Source organism: Mycetocola sp. JXN-3, assembly GCF_014522285.1.
GTDB lineage: Bacteria > Actinomycetota > Actinomycetes > Actinomycetales > Microbacteriaceae > Mycetocola > Mycetocola saprophilus.
The window spans coordinates 3,359,803-3,382,608 of record NZ_CP041635.1 but is presented as its reverse complement, the minus strand read 5'-3'; the positions used below and the strand labels follow the sequence as shown (position 1 = coordinate 3,382,608).

The 22,806-nt window shown below is 65.8% G+C and carries 16 protein-coding genes and 2 rRNA genes; 6 read left to right on the top strand and 12 right to left on the bottom strand.

What is annotated here, in order from left to right; genetic code table 11:
• Positions 1 to 142: 142 nt before the first annotated feature.
• The 3 genes from C7C57_RS15320 to C7C57_RS15310 all read left to right on the top strand — a co-directional run bounded on the left by C7C57_RS15320 (position 143) and on the right by C7C57_RS15310 (position 4,407).
• Positions 143 to 3,262, top strand: a 23S ribosomal RNA gene (locus C7C57_RS15320).
• Between the two features lie 169 nt (positions 3,263 to 3,431).
• Positions 3,432 to 3,548: ribosomal RNA gene (rrf, locus tag C7C57_RS15315) — 5S ribosomal RNA — on the top strand.
• A 229-nt stretch (positions 3,549 to 3,777) separates the two neighbouring features.
• Positions 3,778 to 4,407 (top strand): GNAT family N-acetyltransferase, encoded by a 630-nt coding sequence (locus tag C7C57_RS15310; protein WP_187977069.1) that lies wholly within the window; start codon positions 3,778 to 3,780, stop codon positions 4,405 to 4,407.
• A 100-nt stretch (positions 4,408 to 4,507) separates the two neighbouring features.
• On the opposite strand, the gene C7C57_RS15305 is transcribed toward C7C57_RS15310, so the two are convergent.
• From C7C57_RS15305 to C7C57_RS15275, 7 genes are all read right to left on the bottom strand, one after another.
• The gene (locus C7C57_RS15305) at positions 4,508 to 4,990 is read right to left on the bottom strand and encodes a glutathione peroxidase (RefSeq protein ID WP_030149472.1); all 483 of its coding nucleotides are present in this window, start codon (positions 4,988 to 4,990) and stop codon (positions 4,508 to 4,510) included.
• A 133-nt stretch (positions 4,991 to 5,123) separates the two neighbouring features.
• Positions 5,124 to 5,585, bottom strand: a complete 462-nt coding sequence (locus tag C7C57_RS15300) for a DUF3817 domain-containing protein (RefSeq protein ID WP_187977068.1) — start codon at positions 5,583 to 5,585, stop codon at positions 5,124 to 5,126.
• A 129-nt stretch (positions 5,586 to 5,714) separates the two neighbouring features.
• A complete protein-coding gene (locus C7C57_RS15295; RefSeq protein WP_187977067.1) occupies positions 5,715 to 6,611 on the bottom strand; it encodes a thioredoxin domain-containing protein in 897 nt (298 codons plus the stop codon).
• A 93-nt stretch (positions 6,612 to 6,704) separates the two neighbouring features.
• Positions 6,705 to 7,448: an HAD hydrolase-like protein gene (locus tag C7C57_RS15290; protein ID WP_187977066.1), complete on the bottom strand. Its 744-nt coding sequence runs from the start codon at positions 7,446 to 7,448 to the stop codon at positions 6,705 to 6,707.
• Between the two features lie 44 nt (positions 7,449 to 7,492).
• Entirely contained in the window at positions 7,493 to 8,185 is a 693-nt protein-coding gene (gene nucS, locus C7C57_RS15285; RefSeq protein WP_121689687.1) for an endonuclease NucS, read from the bottom strand.
• 74 nt (positions 8,186 to 8,259) lie between these two features.
• Complete coding sequence (locus C7C57_RS15280) at positions 8,260 to 9,237, bottom strand: DUF2804 family protein (protein ID WP_187977065.1); 978 nt, start codon at positions 9,235 to 9,237, stop codon at positions 8,260 to 8,262.
• A 72-nt stretch (positions 9,238 to 9,309) separates the two neighbouring features.
• Complete coding sequence (locus C7C57_RS15275) at positions 9,310 to 10,632, bottom strand: sugar MFS transporter (protein WP_370581420.1); 1,323 nt, start codon at positions 10,630 to 10,632, stop codon at positions 9,310 to 9,312.
• 71 nt (positions 10,633 to 10,703) lie between these two features.
• On the opposite strand from C7C57_RS15275, the gene C7C57_RS15270 reads away from it, so the two are divergent.
• Positions 10,704 to 11,765: a LacI family DNA-binding transcriptional regulator gene (locus tag C7C57_RS15270; RefSeq protein WP_187977063.1), complete on the top strand. Its 1,062-nt coding sequence runs from the start codon at positions 10,704 to 10,706 to the stop codon at positions 11,763 to 11,765.
• A 62-nt stretch (positions 11,766 to 11,827) separates the two neighbouring features.
• Here the strand turns inward: C7C57_RS15270 and C7C57_RS15265 are convergent, their stop codons facing one another.
• Complete coding sequence (locus C7C57_RS15265; protein WP_187977062.1) at positions 11,828 to 13,150, bottom strand: MATE family efflux transporter; 1,323 nt, start codon at positions 13,148 to 13,150, stop codon at positions 11,828 to 11,830.
• Positions 13,151 to 13,240: 90 nt separating this feature from the next.
• On the opposite strand from C7C57_RS15265, the gene C7C57_RS15260 reads away from it, so the two are divergent.
• Positions 13,241 to 15,217: a M13 family metallopeptidase gene (locus C7C57_RS15260; RefSeq protein WP_187977061.1), complete on the top strand. Its 1,977-nt coding sequence runs from the start codon at positions 13,241 to 13,243 to the stop codon at positions 15,215 to 15,217.
• A gap of 5 nt (positions 15,218 to 15,222) precedes the next feature.
• Entirely contained in the window at positions 15,223 to 16,191 is a 969-nt protein-coding gene (locus tag C7C57_RS15255; RefSeq protein ID WP_187977060.1) for a serine hydrolase, read from the top strand.
• A 62-nt stretch (positions 16,192 to 16,253) separates the two neighbouring features.
• Here the strand turns inward: C7C57_RS15255 and C7C57_RS15250 are convergent, their stop codons facing one another.
• The 4 genes from C7C57_RS15250 to C7C57_RS15235 all read right to left on the bottom strand — a co-directional run bounded on the left by C7C57_RS15250 (position 16,254) and on the right by C7C57_RS15235 (position 22,747).
• Complete coding sequence (locus C7C57_RS15250) at positions 16,254 to 19,097, bottom strand: hypothetical protein (protein WP_187977059.1); 2,844 nt, start codon at positions 19,095 to 19,097, stop codon at positions 16,254 to 16,256.
• Between the two features lie 64 nt (positions 19,098 to 19,161).
• The gene (locus tag C7C57_RS15245) at positions 19,162 to 21,042 is read right to left on the bottom strand and encodes an HSP90 family protein (protein ID WP_043322409.1); all 1,881 of its coding nucleotides are present in this window, start codon (positions 21,040 to 21,042) and stop codon (positions 19,162 to 19,164) included.
• Between the two features lie 62 nt (positions 21,043 to 21,104).
• A complete protein-coding gene (locus C7C57_RS15240; RefSeq protein WP_187977058.1) occupies positions 21,105 to 21,908 on the bottom strand; it encodes a triacylglycerol lipase in 804 nt (267 codons plus the stop codon).
• The gene (locus C7C57_RS15235; RefSeq protein WP_187977057.1) at positions 21,905 to 22,747 is read right to left on the bottom strand and encodes an alpha/beta fold hydrolase; all 843 of its coding nucleotides are present in this window, start codon (positions 22,745 to 22,747) and stop codon (positions 21,905 to 21,907) included. The genes C7C57_RS15240 and C7C57_RS15235 overlap by 4 nt, the downstream gene beginning before the upstream one ends.
• Positions 22,748 to 22,806: the final 59 nt, after the last annotated feature.

Here is a 22,806-nt window from a genome sequence, read left to right as displayed (position 1 = left end):
TACACAGTGGACGCGAGCATCTTAAGAATTACATCTCTTCGGGGATGTGGTTCATGATAAAGATGATCTTTATAGATCATTGGTCAATTTCTGAAAAAGTTTACTTTTATTAGTTTTTTGATCGATTTTTATACTCATGTGATTTCAAATTTTTAAGAGCAAACGGTGGATGCCTTGGCATCTGGAGCCGAAGAAGGACGTAGTAATCTGCGATAAGCCTCGGGGAGCTGATAAACGAGCTGTGATCCGAGGATGTCCGAATGGGGAAACCCCGCCACGGGCTGCAAGGTTACGTGGTGACTCCCGCCTGAATATATAGGGCGGGTAGAGGGAACGTGGGGAAGTGAAACATCTCAGTACCCACAGGAAGAGAAAACAACAGTGATTCCGTTAGTAGTGGCGAGCGAACGCGGAAGAGGCTAAACCGGGCATGTGTGATAGCCGGCAGGCGTTGCATGTTCGGGGTTGCGGGACTTTCCGTAGTGATCTGCCGATCACTGAACATTAGAGAGCGGTATAGACGAATGGTCTTGAAAGGCCAGCCAGAGTGGGTGCCAGCCCCGTAGTCGAAATGCTGTAATCGTGTGGAGAGTATCCCAAGTAGCACGGGGCCCGAGAAATCCCGTGTGAATCTGTCAGGACCACCTGATAAGCCTAAATACTCCCAGATGACCGATAGCGGACAAGTACCGTGAGGGAAAGGTGAAAAGTACCCCGGGAGGGGAGTGAAATAGTACCTGAAACCGTTTGCTTACAAACCGTCGGAGCGCCCTTGTTGGTGTGACGGCGTGCCTTTTGAAGAATGAGCCTGCGAGTTAGTGATATGTGGCGAGGTTAACCCGTGTGGGGAAGCCGTAGCGAAAGCGAGTCTGAATAGGGCGATTCAGTCGCATGTCCTAGACCCGAAGCGAAGTGATCTATCCATGGCCAGGTTGAAGCGTGTGTAAGAGCACGTGGAGGACCGAACCCACTTAGGTTGAAAACTGAGGGGATGAGCTGTGGATAGGGGTGAAAGGCCAATCAAACTTCGTGATAGCTGGTTCTCTCCGAAATGCATTTAGGTGCAGCGTTGCGTGTTTCTTGCCGGAGGTAGAGCTACTGGATGGCCGATGGGCCTCACCAGGTTACTGACGTCAGCCAAACTCCGAATGCCGGTAAGTGAGAGCGCAGCAGTGAGACAGTGGGGGATAAGCTTCATTGTCGAGAGGGAAACAACCCAGACCACCATCTAAGGTCCCTAAGCGCGTGCTAAGTGGGAAAGGATGTGGAGTTGCAGAGACAACCAGGAGGTTGGCTTAGAAGCAGCCACCCTTGAAAGAGTGCGTAATAGCTCACTGGTCAAGTGATTCCGCGCCGACAATGTAACGGGGCTCAAGCACGCCACCGAAGTTGTGGCATTAATATTATGGTAGGCCTTCGTGGTCCAGCCGTATTGATGGGTAGGAGAGCGTCGTGTGGCCAGTGAAGCGGCGGTGTAAACCAGCCGTGGAGGCTACACGAGTGAGAATGCAGGCATGAGTAGCGAAAGACGGGTGAGAAACCCGTCCTCCGGAAGACCAAGGTTTCCAGGGCCAGGCTAATCCGCCCTGGGTAAGTCGGGACCTAAGGCGAGGCCGACAGGCGTAGTCGATGGACAACGGGTTGATATTCCCGTACCGGCGAAGAACCGCCCAAGCTAATCCAGTACTGCTAAACGTTTCGAAGCCGTTTTGATTGATCCCTTCGGGGTGAGACGAGGCGGGGACGCACGTGACCCGATCTGGTGCGGTTAGCGTATTAACAGGTGTGACGCAGGAAGGTAGTCGGTCCTAGGCGATGGTTGTCCTAGGCCAAGAGTGTAGGCCGAGAGATAGGCAAATCCGTCTCTCATATAAGGCTGAGACTTGATGGGGAACCCGTAAGGGTATGATCCGATGATCCTCTGCTGCCAAGAAAAGCATCGACGCGAGGTTCTAGCTGCCCGTACCCCAAACCAACTCAGGTGGTCAGGTAGAGAATACTAAGGAGATCGAGATAATCACGGTTAAGGAACTCGGCAAAATGCCCCCGTAACTTCGGGATAAGGGGGGCCTGGCGCGTGAACACTCTTGCAGTGGGTAGCGTGTTTGGGCCGCAGAGACCAGTGGGAAGCGACTGTTTACTAAAAACACAGGTCCGTGCTAAGACGCAAGTCGATGTATACGGACTGACGCCTGCCCGGTGCTGGAAGGTTAAGAGGAACGGTTAGCCGCAAGGCGAAGCTGAGAATTTAAGCCCCAGTAAACGGCGGTGGTAACTATAACCATCCTAAGGTAGCGAAATTCCTTGTCGGGTAAGTTCCGACCTGCACGAATGGCGTAACGACTTCCCAGCTGTCTCAACCGTGAACTCGGCGAAATTGCATTACGAGTAAAGATGCTCGTTACGCGCAGCAGGACGGAAAGACCCCGTGACCTTTACTACAGCTTGGTATTGGTGTTCGGTGTGGCTTGTGTAGGATAGGTGGGAGACGTTGAAGCGGACACGCTAGTGTTTGTGGAGTCGCTGGTGAAATACCACTCTGGTCATATTGGATATCTAACTTCGGACCGTGATCCGGTTCAGGGACAGTGCCTGGTGGGTAGTTTAACTGGGGCGGTTGCCTCCTAAAAAGTAACGGAGGCGCCCAAAGGTTCCCTCAATCTGGTTGGCAATCAGATGGCGAGTGTAAGTGCACAAGGGAGCTTGACTGTGAGACTGACAGGTCGAGCAGGGACGAAAGTCGGGACTAGTGATCCGGCAGTGGCTTGTGGAAGCGCTGTCGCTCAACGGATAAAAGGTACCTCGGGGATAACAGGCTGATCTTGCCCAAGAGTCCATATCGACGGCATGGTTTGGCACCTCGATGTCGGCTCGTCGCATCCTGGGGCTGGAGTAGGTCCCAAGGGTTGGGCTGTTCGCCCATTAAAGCGGTACGCGAGCTGGGTTTAGAACGTCGTGAGACAGTTCGGTCCCTATCCGCTGCGCGCGTAGGAAATTTGAGAGGATCTGACCCTAGTACGAGAGGACCGGGTTGGACGAACCTCTGGTGTGTCAGTTGTTCCGCCAGGAGCATTGCTGATTGGCTACGTTCGGGATGGATAACCGCTGAAAGCATCTAAGCGGGAAGCCGGCCTCGAGATGAGATTTCCATCCTTTTAGGGAGAGGCTCCCAGTAGACTACTGGGTTGATAGGCCGGATGTGGAAGCGAGGACTAAAGACTCGTGGAGCTGACCGGTACTAATAGGCCGATAATTTGATAATCATTACATGCACACTGTTTTTAAAGGTTGGTGTGTGTGGTCCAGAGTATGTTTCGCGTCCACTTTGTGGTTCTTGATGTATGAGTCGAGAACAATATAGCTGTCACAGGCTGCCTAACATGGTTGGGTGGTGTGTGATGGCCGTGTTGTTGGAGATATGTCAATAGTGTTTCGGTGGTTATAGCAAGAGGGAAACGCCCGGTTACATTCCGAACCCGGAAGCTAAGGCTCTTTGCGCTGATGGTACTGCAGGGGGGACCCTGTGGGAGAGTAAGTCACCGCCGGACTTCTTTACAACACATGTGTGTGTTGCAGGTTGAGAGCCCTGGCCTTATGGTCGGGGCTTTCCTTGTTTAACAGCACTATCGTGGTGCTGCGGCTGGTGTTTCTAGCTGGTGCTGGTGCTGGTGTGGTGTGATGCTGGCTGGTGGCCTTGTCCTGTGAGGGCGAGGGCTTTTTGTGTTTAACCCGGCTGTGGGGTGTGCCGGCGTCGGTCGTGTGCGTTAGCGTAATTGGATGAGGGAATCGCACTTCTCCCGCCGTACGCCGCGTCTGGAGCTGAGCCCGTTGAGCCATCGCGATGTCGATGATCTGTTTCGGATCTATGGTGACCCGGCGACCTGGGTCCACCTGCCAGAGGGACGCTATACACGCCGTGAGCAGGCCGTCAGGCAGGTTGAGCGGGCGCAGGATGGACATCGAGAGCAGGGGCTGGGGATGTGGGCGCTGCGGGTCGCTCGGGGCGCGGGGACCGCCGACCTTCCGGCCGGCACATTCATCGGTAGTGGTGGTGTGCAGTTTTTGGCCGAGGGCGGCGTCCTGAACCTGGGGTATCGGTTGAGTCCGGTGGCGTGGGGCCGGGGGTTTGCGACCGAGGTCGCGATGGCGGGACTAAATGCGGCCGCCGAGATAGTGCCGGAGATTCCCGTGACGGCACGCGTCCTGACCAATAATCCCGCATCGGTGACCGTCCTGGAGAAGGTCGGGCTCGGCCTTATCTGGGAGGGCGTGGGAGGCCTCGGCGGCGAGGCTCCCGAGGCAGCAAAGGCCAACGTTTCGGGTGAGGGGCGATCGCCGCTGCGTCGGATCTATTCGGATCGTGCACTCACCCCCTCGGCATTTAGCTGGCTCGTCGCCAACGCGTAGACCCACGGTCAGTCGCGGCACGTCATTTTCAGTGCAAAGCCATTTTCAGTGCAGAGAAAACCCGGACGGCCTTGCGGCCGCCCGGGGAGGAATAAGCGTCTTAGCGGGGCAGATTTGCCTCGATCAGGGAGACCAGAGCCGGGTCGTCGGGCTCGGTCTTGGTGCGGAAGCGGTGCTTCTCGCCGTTGGGGAGAATGAGGAACTTCTCGAAGTTCCACAGCACCGGACCGGCGAGGCCCACGGTGTCCTTGGCATCGATGATGTCGCGGTACAGCGGGTGGCGGTTGCGTCCGTTGACCTTGGCCTTTTCAAAGACCGGGAAGGTCACGCCCCAGGTGACGCGGCAGTACTCGGCGATTTCCTCGTCGCTGCCGCCCTCCTGGAGGAACTGGTTAGAGGGGAATCCCAGGACGGTGAAGCCGCGCTCGGCGTACTTCTGCTGCAGGGCTTCGAGTGCCTCGTACTGCGGCGTGAAGCCACACTTGCTGGCGAGGTTCACAACCAGGAGGACGTTGCCCTCATAGTCGGAGAGGTGCTCGGTAGTTCCGTCATTGCGGAGGAGCTCAATTGTGCCATCGGTCATGTCATCAGGATACGCTGGTGTATCCAAACGCGCTACGTGCGTCGCTGAACATTTGATGTGGGTTATTGCGAGGCCTCGCACGCAGACCCGTGTGGCACGGTCCGGACGTCGAGGGGCGTCTCGGGGACGGTTATTATCCCTTGGGGATCGGCGGTCCCAGAATGAGCAGGATGGTGGCCACAATCGCCACGGCAACCACCGCGAGGACCAGGAAGAGCACGGGGTGGCGCACCAGCCACATCACCAGGCGAGACAGCACGGAGCGGTCACGCGGGTCCGCGCCGGGCTCGGTACGCCACACCCCACCCAGATGTCCACCGCGCTCCAGGGCGCGCTCAAACGGGATCGTGGCATAGGGCACCACCGCGGATATAACGCCGAGGGCAACGCGGCCCAGCGACCAGTGCTGGTTGATGCCGATCAGGATCGAGGCCAGGGCAAAGCTCAGGAATACGACGCCGTGGATGCCGCCCGCGATCGTGGTGACGATGGGGTTCGCATCCAACCCGTATTTCAGGATCAGGGAGACGATCAGCAGGGTCCAGGTGACCGCCTCGGCAATCGCGACGGTGCGGTACAGGGTGCGGGGAGTCATATGGCCTCTTCGGGTCGGGGTCAGACCCCACCAGCCTACTCGACAGGTTGTCGGCAACCTGGGAAACTCATGGTGACAAAACAGAGGCGCCGGTGTGGATTAACCACACCGGCGCCTCGGCGAATCGGATTACTTCTTGTTCTGAGCCTGAACCTGCTCGACGAACTTGAAGAAGTCCTGGGTGTTGCCCCAGCCGACGTTCTGCTGCGGGGTGTACTGCTTGCCGTCAACCAGGATGGTCGGGGTTCCGGTGACCTTGGGGACATCGGTGTTGGGCAGCGGACCGTCCAGGGCCGACTGGGTGAACGAGGTCACGAAGTTGGTGTAGTCGCCGTCGCTGATGCACTTTGCGATGTTGGCGTTCTTGACGCCGGAGTCCTCGATGATCTTTGTCAGCTCGGCATTGCTGTGACCGGCGGTACCCTCCTCGGGCTGCTTGGCGTAGAGGGCCGCGCTGGCGTCCAGGAAGCCGTTAGGCTCGTAGTTTGCCACGCAGGCCATGGCGGCGGCCGACCGGGTGGAGTACTTGGTTCCCGCGGACACGCGGTCCAGGATGCTGATCGGCAGGATCTGCAGATCGACGGTGCCGGCGCTGACCATGTCCTTCAGGCCGTCCAGGTTGGCGGTCTCGAACTGGTTACACAGCGGGCACAGGTAGTCGACATACATCACGACGTTGGTCTTGGCGGAGTCCTGCTTGACGCCCACGGGCTTGTCCCCGGCCTTGAGGGCGGGGGTGGTCTTCGCCTCGATCTTTCCGGCGGCGCCGGTGAAGCTGATGCCACCGCTCTGCATGTTCGCGGGGCCCGGGCGGTTGTTCTGCGCGGTGGTGTTAACCACGATGGCGACCACGAGTGCAATCACTGCAAGAGAGCCCACAACCACACCGATCTGGGTGATGATGCGGTTACGCTTTTTGCGCTTCAGCTCTTCTTCCCGACGCAGACGTGCGACCTCGCGCATGTGTTCGCGGCGGTCCTTCTTGCTCATCTTGTCGGGGTCATTGCCCGAATCACTGGATGCCATGTGTTTTCCCAATCGGTGTCACGAATCCTCGCGGCGCGCGAAGTTGTCCCTTAGATCGTACCCGTACGCTTTACGCCGAAACTGTTATCTTCCTTAAAGCGTTGCCTGGGTGTCCGGATTCCGGTACTCGGCAATGAGGCGATCGGCCAGGACCTCGGCGGAGTCGAAGACCTCGAGCGCGCCCTCCTCCTCGCCGGGAACCGCATAGCCCCAGCTCACCAGGTAGGTGGGGATCCCGTTGGCACGGGCACCATCGATGTCGTGGTGACGATCACCCACCATGATCGGAGCCTCGGTGTCGATGCCCAGGGCGCGCAGGCGCACCAGTGCCTCGGCCACCACGTCGGCCTTGGCGCTGCGGGTCTCGTCCTCGCTGGCCCCGCACAAAACGGTCAGGGTATCACGCAGACCGAAGTGGTCAAGGATGCGCTCGGCCTGAGACTCGGGCTTGGAGGTGGCCAGCGCGAGCGGGATCCCCGCCGCGTTGAGTCGGCGCAGGAACTCGGGGATGCCCGGGTAGACGCTGGTGAGCTGCGAGGCGTCCTCCTGTCCGGCGAGGCTGCGGTAGCGCTCGAGGGCGGCCCAGGAGTCGGCCTCGTTGAGCCCGGCGAAATCACGGAAGGAGTCCAGCAGCGGCGGCCCCACCCAGCGCATCATCTCCGACTCCGGCTGCGCCGGCAGGCCCAGCGAGGCGAGGGTGCGGCCCAGGCGTTCGATGATGCCGGGGGCCGAATCGATCAGGGTGCCGTCCAGATCAAGCAGCACGCAGGTCCAGGCCTGGGTGGTGGGACGTTCACTGGTCGCGGGCACGGTGGTGGGGATGGTGGGAATCGACATAATTCCCCATCATACGGAGCGGGGCCTAGGCCCCGCTGAAATTCTTAGAACAGGCGTGAGCCATCGTCCAGGCCGCGCATCTCGTCATAGTCGAGAATGACGCAGCGAATGCCGCGGTCCTCGGCGAGGGTGCGTGCCTGGGGCTTGATTTCCTGGGCCGCGAAAACGCCCTGTACCGGACGCAGCGCGGGGTCGCGGTTCATCAGCTCGAGGTAGCGGGTCAGCTGCTCGACGCCGTCGATCTCGCCTCGACGCTTAATCTCCACGGCCACGGCGCCGCCGTTGGCATCCCGGGCAAGGATGTCGATCGGTCCGATCGCGGTCATGTATTCGCGGCGCACCAGGGTGTGTCCGGGACCCAGGACATCGATCTGCTCGGCCATGAGCTTCTGCAGCTCGGACTCCACGGCGATCTTCTGCAGACCCGGATCCTGGCCGAGTTCATGCGCGCTATCGTGCTGGATCTCATAGATCGAGACCTCCAGCTGGTCACCGGTCTTGGCGTGGGTGACCTTCCACAGCTCCTTTACGCCCTCCTCGGCGCGCTCGGGAGAGGGTTCCTGCACCTGCATCGTGCAGGGCGGGCTCATCCAGTTCAGCGGCTTATAGCTGCCGCCATCACTGTGGATGAGGAGGCTGCCGTCGGCCTTGAGCATCAAGACCCGGGTAGCCAGGGGGAGGTGGGCGGCCAACCGGCCGACATAGTCCACGGAACACTTCGCAATAACCAAACGCACCCAGTGAGTGTATCGTCCGCGCCCGGGAACACCCAGCCCATCCCGTGCGCGTGGCCGCAGAAAACTGCCGGTATCTATCGTGTGGTGGTGGGGGCGTCGGGGAGCGAGAGCCAGCCGGTCAAGCCGGACACGGTGAATCGCGCACCGGGTTCCTGCTCGATCCAGCCGGCAAACAGGCCCACATTCGCACGGCGCTCGCCCCGGGCATCGGCGGGCGCATCGCTCAGCGGGGTGAAGGACAGCTCGAAGCGGGGGCCGTGGAGGCGAATTCTGCCGTCCTCGAGACGCTCCGACTGGGCGGTGGAGGCATCATAGGCGAGCACCCCGTCCACCAGGAAGCCGCTTCCGGCACCCAGCCGGATGCCCAGCCGGTGAACGCTGGAATCCGAGGCGAGGATTCCGATGCCGGTGGCCTCGGCCCGCACCTCCTCGAGGTCGCGGCGGTGGCAGCCGTGGCTGTAATTGTGCACGGCCCAGGTGGATTCCGGTGCCAGGGCCTCCCAACGCCCATCGATTGCCAGGCGGCCGGAGACCGGGCGAGCAAGGTCGCTCAGGACATAGTCAAACGAGCGATTGTCATGGGACACCACAGTGCCCAGACTCTGCTGGTTCAGCGGCCGTCCCACCCGCAGGTCGAGCTGCACTCGGCTGCCGTACACCCGCAGGCGGGTGCCGCCGGGGACCTCGTCGATGCTGATGTCCAGGTCCAGCGAGTGCACCCGGATGGGTCCAGTCTCCGGGCCCTGCGGCAGCGAGCCCATCGCGTCCCGAGGCCTGGTCGGTGCAATCTCAATGTGCGCGCGGGTGGCGCGATCCAGCACCCACAGCCGCTGCTGGACCCCGCGCTGATCCCGGCCGGTGGCGATCATCAGAATGTGGGTCGGAGTGCTGACCAGCCAGTGATCCCGACGCCGATCCTGTCCGGTCTCCCGGCCCGCCGCCTGATGCAGGGGCGCGCGCGAAAACCCGATCGCGTCGGGATTGACGATCCCCGAAGCCAGGCGCAGCGGCACCGGCTTCGTGATCTCACGGGTGAGGACTCCAAGGCTCATTGGTGCAGAATAGCGACTTTCCGCGTCCAAAAACACCATCCCCAAGGTTGATTCTTGGGGAATTGTGGATGTCTAGGCTACGGGCTTCTCCGCGTATCCCACGGGTCGTGCGGCGGGGGCCGCGAGCAGCGCGATCACCACCAGGCCGAGGATCGGCAGGAGCGCGTGCAGCAGGCCCACGTGCTCGCCCAGCAGGCCGATGGCCGGGGGACCGGCGAGGAAGGCGACATAACCCATCATTGCTACCGCGCTCACCCGCTGCGCGGACTGGGTCGGGTGCTCGGCGGCGGCGGACATGCCCACCGGGAAGCCCAGCGCACAGCCGGCCCCCCATGCGGCGGCGCCCACCAGGGCCAGCGGGAATGCCGGGGCAAAGATAAACAGGGCGAGGCCCAGGACCGCGAGGCTCGCGGAGAGACGGATCGCCGCGACCCGGCCGAAGCGGTCGATGAAGGGGCCGCCGACAAACCGGGTCAGCATCAGCGCGGCCACAAAGACGCCGTAGACCAGCGCGCCGGTACCCGGAGACTGGTCGTAGCCGTCCACAACCGCCTGGGCGATCCAGTCGCCGGCGCTACCTTCGGCGAGGCTCATGCCGAGCATGATCAGGCCGATCAGCAGCAGGCGGCGATCCTTCCACACCGACGCGTTTGCCCGCAGGCGCTCGCCGACGGGCACGCGCTCATGGGTCTGACGCTCGATCGGACGCTGCGGGATCCAGCGCACCACGATGATCGCGGCGGCCGAAACCAGGATCACCACGATGGTGAGGTGGACCGAGAGCGGCACGTGGTTAAACGCCGCGGCCGAGCCGATCAGGGCACCGAGGACCGTGCCCACGCTGAAGAACGCGTGCATCATCGGCATCACGGTTTTGCCCAGTTCGACCTCGGCCAGGGCACCGTCGAGGTTCATCATGACGTCCACCACGCCGTTGCCGAAGCCCAGGATCGCCAGGCCCACGATGACCACCGGCAAAGCGATCGTCGATCCGAAGCCCATGATCAGCAGCCCGACCATGCTGATCAGCAGCGCGGTGCGGATGCCGGCGCGGGTACCCAGGCGCTCACGGATCGCATTCGAGGAGGCCAAGCCGAGGATAGAACCCGCGGACATCCCAAACAGCACCAGGCCGAGGGTTCCATTGCTGATGTCGAGGGTCTCGCGCAGCGCGGGGATACGGCTGGCCATGCTGGCCACGCTCAACCCGCTCAGCAGAAAGACGATAAACAGGGCGTTGCGCCAGGCGCGCAGGGCGGCGGGGGAGGCGGCAATGGAGGTAGCGGTCATGCTCACGGTTTCAAACGGGGCGCCTGCGGCGCGAAGTGGGGGTAGGTGTGGGCGTTCGGGGAGGATGACGCCCCGTGTCGAATCGATTCGATTCGGATTGAACATCGCCTAAGCTATCCGATGGAAGTGATCCCGGTCAACCGGCCGGGACAACGCCGTCGAAAACGGAGCGGGCGATGACTGATCGGAATGCCGGACGAGTAACCCTCGCCGAGGTGGCCGAGCTGGCCGGGGTTTCGGCCTCCACCGCGTCGCTGGCCTTCAGCGGCCGGGGGCCGGTATCGGACCAGACCCGGGAGCGGGTCATGAGCGCCGCCGCCGAGCTCAACTATGCCGGGCCCGATCCGCGGGGGCAGTCGCTGCGACTGGGCACCAGCGGAATCGTCGGGGTGCTGATCGCCGACCGCATCGGAGTATCCTTCCGGGACCCGGTGCTGATCCAGACCCTCGACGGCCTGGCCGATGAAATTTCTAAGATCGGGGCCTCGCTGCTGCTGATCCCCGAGCTCGATCGCGGAACCGCGGCCGTGGCCAACGCCCCGATCGACGCGCTGGTGCTGCTGTGTGTGGGCACCGAGGCCGGGGAGATCGCCCGGGTGCTCGGCGGACGCGGCGTCCCGACCGTGCAGATCGAGGGACCCGAAAACAACGCGATCACCAGCGTGAACCTGGACAACTATGGCGGGGGCAAGGCCGCCGCCGAGCACCTGGCCGCGCTCGGTCATGAGCGCGTGGCCACGGTCACCCTCGGGGTCGACCGGCAGCGGGTGGTGGCCCCGCTGAGTCCCGAACGCGAGGCCGTGGGAACCGTCGAGACCACGCTCGAACGCCTCCGCGGCGCCCGGGCGGTCTACCCCAACATCACCGGGGTGATCGCCGGGAGCAGCCGGGTCGAGGCGGGCCGGCTGGCCACCCTGCGCCTGCTGGATGTGCCCGCCGCCGAGCGGCCCACCGCGGTGATCGCGCAGAGTGACCTGATCGCCGTGGGCGTGATCGCCGCCGCCGAGGAACTGGGACTGCGCGTGCCCGAGGACCTCAGCGTGGTGGGATTTGACGGGATCCGCGTCGACGGGTTTGAACGTCGTCTGACCACCGTGTGGCAGCCCGCACATGCCAAGGGGCAGGCGGCCGGGCGCGCGGTGCTGGCGATGCTGGAGGGGCAGAGCGTCCCCTCGGCGGACTTCGAGGTGTCCTTCGTCGCGGGGGATACCACGGGACCGGTGCCTACCTCCCACTGAGCGGGAGACACGGCGGGACCGAGCTCTCGGCGGGCTGGCAAACTCCGGCACCGGCGGCCGCGCTAGGCCGGCGTGATGCCCGTGCGCATCCAGGCGGTGCCGCGGGCACGCAGACCCAGGGTGACCGCACGGGCGGCGATGTAACCCAGCGCAAACGCGCCGGTGAGCCAGGCGAGGCCGCCGGAGCCGTCGGGCCCGATCAGCCCGACGATCCACAGGATGATCATGAACGCGGCCAGGTTCACCAGCCCGGTGAGCGCCAGATAGCGAGCATCCCCGGCACCGATCAGCACCCCGTCCAGGACAAAGACGATGCCGGCCAGCGGGGCGCCGATCGCCAGGATGATCAGGCTCGGGGTGATCAGCGTGGCCAGGTCGGCATCCGAGGTGAACACCCGGCCCAGAACCCCCGATCCGAGCGCCAGAGGAACCCCGAGCACCACTCCCGCGCCGATTCCCCACTGCAGGCAGCGCTTGAGGACCAGCCGCACAAACCCGGTGTCCGCGGCCCCCAGCCCCTTGCCCACCAGGGCCTGGGCGGCGATGGCCAGGGCGTCCAGGGCGAAGGCGAGCGTGCTAAACACCGTCATCGTGATCTGGAACCCGGCGAGCTCGGGATCCCCGAGCCCCGCGGCGGTTCCGATCGCCAGCAGCATGGCCGCGCGCAGACTCGCCGTGCGCAGGAGCAGCCATCCTCCCGCCCGCGCGGAGTCACGCACCCCGACCCGGGAGGGACGAATGCGGGCGTGCACCCGGCGGGCATGGCGGGCGATGACCAGCATATAGGCCACCACCATGAGCCACTGGGCGATTACCGTGCCCAGGGCGGAACCGCCGATGCCGAGGCCCGCGGGGTAGATCAGAAGGTAGTTGAGGCCGGCGTTCAGCGCGAAGCCGATGCCGGCAACCCAGAGCGGGGTCATGGTGTCCTGGAGTCCACGGAGCAGGCCCGTGGCCGCAAACACCAGGAGCATCGCCGGGACCCCGGCCATCGAAATCGAGAGATAGTGGATGGCCGCGGCGCTCGCCCCTTCAGGGGCCCCAAACAGGCCGATCAGCCAGGGGGAGGCCAGTGCCCCGAGCGCGCCCAGCACGATGCCGAGTCCGAGCGCCAGCCACAGCCCGTCGATCCCAACCGAGACGGCCCCGCGTGGATCCCCCGCGCCGAGCCTCCGCGCCACCGCCGGGGTGGTCGCATAGGCGAGAAACACCATGAGCCCGATGATCGTCTGCAGGACCGCCGCCGCAAGTCCCAGCCCGGCCAGCTCGGACACCCCCAGGTGACCCACCAGGGCGGTGTCGGTCAGCAGAAAGAGGGGCTCGGCGATCAGCGCCCCCAGGGCGGGAATCGCGAGGTGCAGGATCGAACGGTTGAGTGAGGCCACCCACCCACGGTACGGGATAATTTGATTTCGGTTGGGGACTTAGATGACGGATCCGAACACCTCCGGGCCGGTCTGGTTTACCCTGGAGAGATGACGTCTCCCAACTCGACCTCCGGCATCGCCCTCGATGACCTCAACCCGGACATTCGTCCGCAGGACGACCTCTACCGCCACACCAATGGACGCTGGCTAGAGCGCACCGAAATCCCCGCGGACAAGTCCCGCTGGGGCTCGTTCTCGATTCTCGCGGAGGAGGCCGAGGAGGCCGTTCGCCAGATCATCGAGGAATCCCGTGACGCCGAAGCCGGCACCACCGCCCGCAAGATTGGTGACCTCTACACCAGCTATCTGGCCGAGGATCGCATCAACGAGCTGGGGGCCACCCCGCTGGCGGGCGAGCTTGCCCAGGTGGATGCCGTCACCTCGATCACCGAGTTTGCTCGCGTCGCCGGTGCCCTGGACCGCGCCGGAGTGGGCGGGTTCCTGGGACTCTGGGTGGACAATGACCCGGGCAACCCCGAGCGCTACCTGGTCATGGTGCAGCAGTCGGGCATCTCGCTGCCGGATGAGAGCTACTTCCGCGAGGAGCGCTTCGCGCCGATCCGCGAGGCCTACCGCACCCACATCGAGAAGCTGCTGGCGCTCGCCGGACTCGACGATGCCGCCGCCCGCGCCCGGCGCGTGTTCGACCTGGAAACCCGCATCGCCGCGGTGCACTGGGACAACGTGGCCGCCCGCGACAGCCAGGCCCAGTACAACCTCAAGACCTGGGACGAATTTGCCGAGCTGTTCGGTGGGCACGGCGATGCCGCCCTGCTGAGCGCCTGGGCCGACAGCCTGGGTGCCCCCGCCGGTGCGCTGGATGAGGTCGTGGTGCGTCAGCCCAGCTTCGTGGAGGGCATCGCGGACCTGCTGACCGAGGACAACCTGGAGAGCTGGACCGACTGGCTGCGCTGGAAGATCGTTCACGGTGCCGCCGCCTACCTCTCCGACGCCTTCGTCGAGGAGAACTTCGACTTCTACGGACGCACCCTCTCGGGTGTCCCCGAGATTCGCGAGCGCTGGAAGCGTGGCGTCTCCCTGGTGGAGGGCCTGCTGGGGGAGGCCGTGGGCGAGCAGTACGTGGCCCGCCACTTCCAGGCCGAGTCCAAGACCCAGATGGATGTGCTGGTGAGCCACCTCGAGGCCGCCTACCGCGACTCGATCACCGACCTGGAATGGATGAGCCCGGAGACCCGTGAGCGGGCGCTGGACAAGCTGTCCAAGTTCACCCCCAAGATCGGGTTCCCCGACCGCTGGCGCGACTACTCGGCCCTGGTGGTGAGCGCCGACAGCCTCATCGCCAACGTGCGTGCGGGGGCGGAGTTTGAGTTCAACCGGGAGCTGGCGAAGATCGGCAAGCCGATCGACCGCGACGAGTGGTTCATGACCCCGCAGACCATCAACGCGTACTACAACCCCGGATTCAACGAGATCGTGTTCCCGGCGGCGATCCTGCAGTTCCCCTTCTTCGACGCCGCCCGCGACGCGGCCGCCAACTACGGCGCGATCGGCGCGGTCATCGGCCACGAGATCGGGCACGGCTTCGACGACCAGGGCTCGCGCTACGACGGCGACGGCAAGCTCACCGACTGGTGGACCGAGGCCGACCGGGCGGCCTTCGAGCAGCGCACCGCGTCGCTGATCGAGCAGTACAGCGCGCTGGCACCGCGCCAGGTTCCCGACCACCACGTCAACGGCGCGCTCACCATCGGTGAGAACATCGGCGACCTGGGTGGGCTGGCCATCGCCTGGAAGGCCTACCTGCTCTCGCTCGAGGGCACCGAGCCCGCGGTGATCGACGGGCTGACCGGCGCTCAGCGCTTCTTCCTCTCCTGGGCTCAGGCCTGGGCCCAGCTCGCCCGGGACGAGGAGGCGATCCGCCTGCTGGCGACCGACCCGCACTCGCCCAACGAGTTCCGGTGCAACCAGATTGTCCGCAACATCGACGCGTTCTACACCGCGTTTGACGTGAGCGAAGGCGACGAGCTCTGGCTCGCGCCCGAGCAGCGCGTCACCATCTGGTGAGCCGGGTGGCACATCGGCACGGCGGGCCGCGGGAGGGGACGGAGGTTCCCACCCGCGGTCGGCGTGCCGCGAGTGCGCCCGGAGAGGCCGGTGCCGCGGTGAATCCGGGCACCCGGCAGGCGGAAGCCGGCGCCCGCACCCGGGGCGGCGCACGCGGCGGCGGGTTTGGCCGCTCGATGCGTGCCTTTGAGCAGATGGCTCGCGAGGACATGCGGGTTTCGGTCCGGGTCAGCAACCTGGAAACCGGGGCACCGCTGCTGCGGGTGGACGACTACGTGGTCTCGCAGATCGGTTCCCTGGGCCGGATCCTGCTCCTGATCGAGGCCGCCGATCGCTGCGAACGCGGGGACAACCCGCAGATTGTGCGCGAGAGCGCGGACCTGGCCGACGGCCCGGGAATCTGGCAGCACCTCGAACGAGACACCCTCTCGCTCGCGGATGCGGCGGCCCTGCTGGCCGGAAGCGGCGACCACACGGCCGGAAACGCGCTGCTGCGGGCGTTCGGTCTGGACAGCATCGCCACCCGTGCCGAATCCCTACACCTGCGCAACACGGTGCTGCGCGACGGTCTCAGCCGGCGCGCCGACAGCGGAACCCGGGCGGCGGTATCCCGTTCGACGATGACCGAGCTGAGCGAGCTGATCTGGCGACTGGAGCGCGGCGAAATCGTCAACCCCGACGTCTCGGCCCGCGTGCTGCGCTGGCTGGGAAGCGGAAGCTACCCCGGCTCGGTGGTGGGCGCGCTGGGCGTGGATCCGGGCCTGCGCGGCGGCGTGCGCTTTGGGATCGGCGGCTATGCGCTGGCCTCGCGTGAGCTGGGCCTGCGCGCCGAGACGGGTGTGGTTCGTGGCCCGTCGGCGAGCGTATGTTTTGCGATCAAGGTGTCGTTCCGGGAAACCGATGCCACCTCGGGTTTTGCCGTGCAGCAGGGGCTGCGTGAGCTGGGCCTGGAGCTGCTCGACTTTGTGAGCTAGTCACTCCGACACACAACGGCGGCCCCGCGGACTGATCCGCGGGGCCGCCTTTTTCAGTGCTGCTACTGCTCGGGTGCTTGTTCGGCGCGGGCGCGGGCGGCGGCGGCCTCGGGGTGTCGACCCAGCTGTTCCAGCAGGGCGCCCAGCTCGAGGTTGAGCCCCACGAAGGCGGGGGATCCCACGGGCAGGCGGTCGATCGAGGCACCGTACATCGGCACGGCCTCCTCCGCGCGTTCGGCCTGCGCCAGCACGCGGGCCACAAACAGCTCGCTCATGGCCGCGTTGCCCTCGTCACCGCAGTCGGCGTAGGCGTCGGCGGCGGTCAGGGCGGCGGGGATGGCCTCGTCGATGCGGCCGAGCGAACCCAGCGCGCGGGCGCGGGAGTCGGTCACATCGGCGATCAGCCAGTCGGCACCGCGTTCCTGAGCGAAGGCCAGCACGGCGTCGAGGTCTTCGAGGCCCGCGGCATCGCCGTGGGTCGCGCGGGTCTGGCCGAGACGGTGGCGGGCGGCGGCGATCAGGTCGGCATCCTCCACCTTCTCCGCGTGGGCGAGGGCGCGCTCGAGGATCTCGATCGCCTCGGGATCGTTGAAGCCGTTGCACAGCTGCCCCAGCAGGATCCCGGCGCGGGCGGCCAGCTCGAAGGCTTCGCCCTCCGAGGCCAGCTCGATTGCCCGCGAGAAGGCTCCGTAGGCCAGGCCGTTCTCCTCGGCACCCTGCGCCGCCTGGGCGAGCCAGAACAGGGTCTCGGCGCGGGCGGCCGGGGGTGCCTCGGCGGCCTCCTCGGCGCGGTAGGCCTCATCCAGGTTCTCGGTGGCCGACTCGAAAGCCCCGGCGTTCAGCTGGTAGCGGCCCAGCAGGAAGCGCAACCCGATCAGCTGCTCGGACTCGGCGCGCTGGGCCAGGTCGATCGCATACTCGATGCGGGCTGCGGCCTCGCCGGGACGCTCGTCATCGTTGAGCAGGTTGGCGGCCAGCTGGGCGGCCTGGATCGTGTTCTCGCGGTTGGTCCCGCGGGCGGTCCGGGCCAGCAGCTCATCGGCCAGCGGGATTCCCGCGCGCGGGGTCCCGAGCATGCCGTGGACCTGCGCGCGCAGTCGCAGGGCCTGCATGCCCACGTGCGGGGCACCCTCGGTGGCCAGCAGGGCGTCGAGGTGGGCCGCGGCACCGGGGGCGTCCTCGGTGTAGAGCAGGGTGAAGGCGGCGAGGGTACGCGCGGATTCCAGCAGGCGCGCGGGTCCATCCTCGGTCAGGGCCAGCGCCTCGAGCGCGAGCGGCTGGGCCTCGGCGGGACGCTGGTCGCGCATGCGCAGGTCGGCGATCACAAACAGCAGGTCCGCGATCACCTCGATCGGCGCGCCGGCCACGCGGGCGCGCTCAAGCTCGGCGAGCAGGGCGTGCTCGTCGTCGGGGGTTGCGGTGGAGAACATCAGCAGCCCGAAGCGCTCCTCCAGGTCCGCCTGCTCGGGGTGGCCACTCGCACGCAGCACCGAGATGCGCTCGGTCAGCGCCTGCCGGGCACCCTCGAGCTGCTCGGCGGCGATCAGGGTCTGGATCACGCAGCTGTAGAGGCGCACGCGGGCCTCGGCATCGCCGTCCTCGATGGCCAGACCCTTGTCCACGGCCGCCAGCACGGCGGCCTGGTCGGACTCAAACATCGCGGTCTGCGCGCGGAACAGCCAGTCTGCGGCGCTCGTGGGCTCGGCCCGGGTGTCCTGCTCCAGCTCGGCCGGCGGGGTGAAACGTTCGCCGGCGATGGGCAGGTCGTAGTGCTCGGTGGCCAGCTGACGGGCGCGGTCGATCCGGCCGGTGAAGTCGTCATTGCCGTTGCGGGCGTTAAACTCCCCGGCCAGCTCCTCGGCCCCGGTCCACAGCGCGGCGGCCAGGGAGGCGGCGGTGGGGTTCTCGCCCAGGTCGGTGCCCAGGAGGGCTGCCAGGTCGGGGTTCTGGGCGCCGCGGATCGGGGTATCGCCGGCGCCGGCACGGGTGACCGCGTCCAGGAAGACGGCGATCGAGACGCGGGAGGAGAAGATCAGCGCGCGGTTCAGCGGATCCACGGTCAGATCCCGCAGCAGACGCTCGAGGATCGACAGCCCGCGGGACTCATTGCCGGTGACCGCGCAGAAGACCAGGTGGTCGGCGATCATCGCCAGGCCGTCGGGGGAGTGGCGGGCGACCCGGTAGCTGCGCAGGTGCACCGCGCGCGCCTCATCCAGTCGGCCCGCGCGCAGCAGGGTGAGCAGCGAGTTGGCCTCGACCGACTCGGGTTCCTCGCCACAGGTCAGCCCCTGCTCCATGATCTCGTCAAACAGGGCCAGCGCCCTGTCCTCCTGCCCGATCCGGCGGAAGTAGGCGGCATCCTCGGCGCGCACACAGGCCTCACAGTGGCTGTAGTCATCGCGCGGGATCAGCTCACGCTCGTCGCGGAAACGTCCGGCGGCCACAAAGTTGCCGGTGTCCATCGCGGTCGAGAAACGACTCTGCAGCACCCCCGACTGGCTAACACCCGCGCGGCGGTAGCGCTCGGACATATCGGCGTGGATCGCGTCGAGCTGGCTCAGCGGGAACGCGGGGTTGGAGGCCACCCGGCCGGCCATCCACTTGTACTGGAACAGCAGGTCGTTGCCGCCGCCGGCCTCGCTGGGGAAGCGCACCGGGTCCTGATCAAACTTGCCCACGCACCAGCCGAAGGAGGCGAGCATCGCGTCGGTGTCGCCGGTCATGTGGGCGGAGGAGGTCAGGCGCATGCGGGCCTGATAGGCGCGCTCCTCGTCCCCGGCCTCATCGGCCAGGGCGACCGCCTGATCGATCAGCGCACGCTCCTGCGGCCCGATCGGGGTGATGTCGATTTCGGCGAGCAGCTGATCGATGTGCTCGGCGGTTGAACCATTATGCGGGGTGCTCATGGGGTCTCCTTACCCGGTGCGCCGCCCACTCGGGGTCCGCGGGCGGCGTGTGGTGTTGGTGTACTTAGTCGGTGGGGTTGTGGTCGCCGAGACCGATGCTCAGCTGCACCAGGTCGGTGAGGGCGCCGGTCATCAGCGAGCGGTCGGTGGTGGTGAGCGGACGGTGTCCGGCGAGCATCGCCTGGGCATAGAGCAGCTCTATCGAGCGGCGGAATACCAGCGGATCATCCAGCTCGGCCAGGCGGCGCACCAGCGGGCTGGACCAGTTCAGGCACAGCCGGGCGCGCACATCCCGCTCGCCCTCGGCGGAGTTTTTGCCGGTGAGCAGGCGGTCGTTGGTCGAGATGACCTGGGACCACAGTCCCGGGGCGATGTCGGCGGCCTTGGTGCGTTCGATCCGGCGCAGCACCGCCTGATCGGCCACGTAGAGCGCCGGTAGATCGGCGGGCTGGAACGAGCGAATCGACACCCGGGTCTGCACGGTGGTGAGCGCCTCCTCGGCGCGCGCCTCGACCGCGGCGGTCAGCTGACGCTCGTGCAACGGCGGGGCTTCGAGGCTGTCCAGCTCATCGGAGACCTCGACCCGGGTGACGCTCTGTCCGGTGAGGGCGGGGATCTGACGCAGTAGAGCCGCGTCATACACGTACCCGCCGTTGACCACCGGGGATTCGGGATTGGCGATCGCCGCGACCTGGCGGAACTCATCCACGGTGTCGGTGTAGCGCAGCTCGCCGAAGCGCTCCAGGTGCTCGCCGATCGTGGTGTCACCGGCGGAGGTTTCGATCTTCAGCCACGGCAGCATCAGCGCCGCCAGCTCGTCGTCGTGGACGGCCATCGACTTGAGCGCGAGCTGGTGCACCGAGACCAGCCCGGCCAGGACGTGGGGCGCGGTGGCGGCCTGCAGCATGATCCAGCGGCGCAGGGCGCTGCCGATCTCGGTGCGGGTGTACTCCAGCGCCTCGTTGTTCACGAAGCTCTCGCGGGAGGCGGTCGGGGACAGGCCGTCGGTGTTGATCACACAGCGCACGAAGAATGCCCAGTCCGGGAGCAGGTCCTCGACCCGCTCATCCAGAAGCATGCGTCCCAGATACACCCGGCTTGCCTGGCGGGCGCTGGGCGGCGGCGCATATGGCAACACATAGGCGATGCCGCGGGTCTCGGTTCCGGGGACCACGATCTCGATGCTGGCCAGCGGGCGGGCCCCGAGCAGCTCGGTTCCCAGTGCGAGCTGGGCCTCCTCGTGCGCGGATCCCGCGGCCACCGGCTCCAGGAACGGCGCCGGAATCGTGACCGACTCCCAGGAGCGATCGGCCTGCTCAAGCTGCACGTCCACCGGGAGGTAGCGTCCGAAACGCTCGGTGAGCTCGCGCACCCGGGCGGGGGAGAGCAGGGTCGCGTCATCGGGTCGCGGGCGCAGCGAGATCTCGGTGCCCACCGGCAGTCCGGCGGCCTCCGCCTCGCTCAGCTCGCGCACGCTGAAGGTGCCGTTGGAGTGACCGCGCCACTCGATCGGCGCCTCGCCGTGAGCGGAGCGCGAGCGCACCACGATCTCATCGGAGACCATAAAGCAGGAGAGCAGTCCCACCCCGAACTGACCCAGGAAGTCCTCCCGGCGCAGGTTCAGGACCTCGTCCCGCTTGGAGCTGCGGCCCACGGTGGAGAGCAGCTCGGCGGCCTGGGTCGCGGTGAGCCCCACCCCGTTATCGGTGAAGCGGAAGACCGGATCGGCGTCGGTAACCGGGCTGATCCGCAGCAGTCCCGCCGGGGCGCCGGGGAGCTTTTGCCGGGCGGTGACCGCATCCCGTCCGTTCTGCAGCAGCTCGCGCAGGTATACCTGCGGGCTGGAATAGATGTGTCGGCTGAGCAGATCCACGACGCCGCGGAGGTCAACCTGGAACGGACGAGCGCTCGCCGGGGTGCTGGTTTCGGGGGTATCGAGAGACAAAATGCTCCTTGTGTGAGGCGGGGCCGGTCGCGCGCCGGGCGCTGGGTGCTGCACGCTGAAAACTAGGGGGCCTGTTCCAGGGTAGGGGAAGCCGCGCCGAGTCGGGCTGGGAGTGTCGGTGATTTCGCCTCTAGCGTGAGCGACCCCGCGTAGATCCCGCTCCTTTCGGCCGGTGGCTTGGTGCCGCGCAGCATCTCCACGGCGTCCAGCACCAGCGGGGCGGTTTCGGGTGCCCGCAGGATGCGGAAGTGCCCCGAGGTCTCGGCGCGTACGTTGTGGGCGCCTGGAAGTTCGCTGCCCTCGCTCACGTGCGGGTCCCAGGGCCCGAAGATCGAGACGATCGAGGCGTTGACCTCGGCCTGACGACCGAGCCCCACGATGGTTGAGTTGGTGGGCAAAAACGCGCGCAGGCTCGGGTCGAGGATATAGCGGGCATAACGGGAGCCGGCAAACGGGGTGGCGATCGCCACGATGCCCAGGATCCGCAGGTCCGGACCATCGGTCACCATGAGCTGTTTGCCGATCAGCCCACCCTTGGAATGGGCCACGATGATCCGCCCGGCCCGCGGTGCCGGGGCGCGGCGCAGGGCCCGGGCCAGGCGTCCGGCGGTATCGATGATGGGGAGCAGGTTGTAGCCCAGGCCGCGCACGATCGAGATGCGATAGCCCGAGCGGTGCAGCAGCTCGGCGATCGGTTCCAGGAAGGCCCAGGTCTCGTAGACCCCGGGCAGGAGCAGGATGATCGGCTTATCGGCGTCCCCGTGACGGTAGCGGCGGGGGAAGCGCTGAAAGGGTGCGCGCAGATGCAGCCCGAGCATCAGTCCGGTGTCGCGCACCAGAACGGCGAACCGGCCGAGGATGTTCATCGTTCGGTGTGCCCGGTCCGGCGTTCCGTTGTGGGCGCGGCGGCGGGCAGCCCCAGATGGGTGCGGATCGCCTGCGCCACCGCCGGGTAACCACTGATCATGGTTTCATGTCCGCGGCCCGGGATGGTGACCGAGTGGGCATCGGGAATCAGGCGCGTCACCTCGTCCACCCAGGGGGTTGGGCACAGGGCATCGCGCTCGCCGTGGACCACAAGCGTGTGCGCCCGGATGCGGGGCAGGGTCTTCTCCACCTCGTGGGTGAGCATCGTGGCCAGCTTCTTGATGTACCAGCGCGGCCCGGCCGCCAGGTAGTAGCGAATACCAAAGTAGAGGGTGCGGGGTTGCGGGGACATCATGTCCTGCATCATGCGCAGGGCCTGACGCCAGACGGTCCGCTCGGAGACATTGATCGTGGGGGCGAGCAGGATTAGCTCGGGGAACAGGTCCGGCGCAGCCGCGGCCGCCTCGACGGCCACCTGGGTGCCCATCGAGTGCCCAATCAGGATCACGTCCCGCAGACCCTCGGAGCGCACAAAGTCCGCCACAAACGCGCCGCTATCGGGCATATCCAGCGGCTCATCCGGCTCGGGGGACTCCCCGAATCCGGGCAGGTCCAGCGCATAGATCGGACCGATCTCGCTGAGCTCCGACGCGAGCCCCTCCCAGTAGGCGTGCCCCATCCCAATCCCGTGCAGCAGCACAATCGGGGTTCCGGTGCGCGGGCCCGAGCGGAAGTTGACGATCTCGCGCCCGTCTCGCTCGAAGCGCACCGGCACCGCCTCATTGAAGGCGATGGCGGAGACCCCTGCGCCGGCGCGTCCACGTTCCTGCTGTGTCAATTCGGCCCCCTCGGTGCATCCGTTCCCGGCGCGGCCGGGTTCTCATCACGACTGCGATC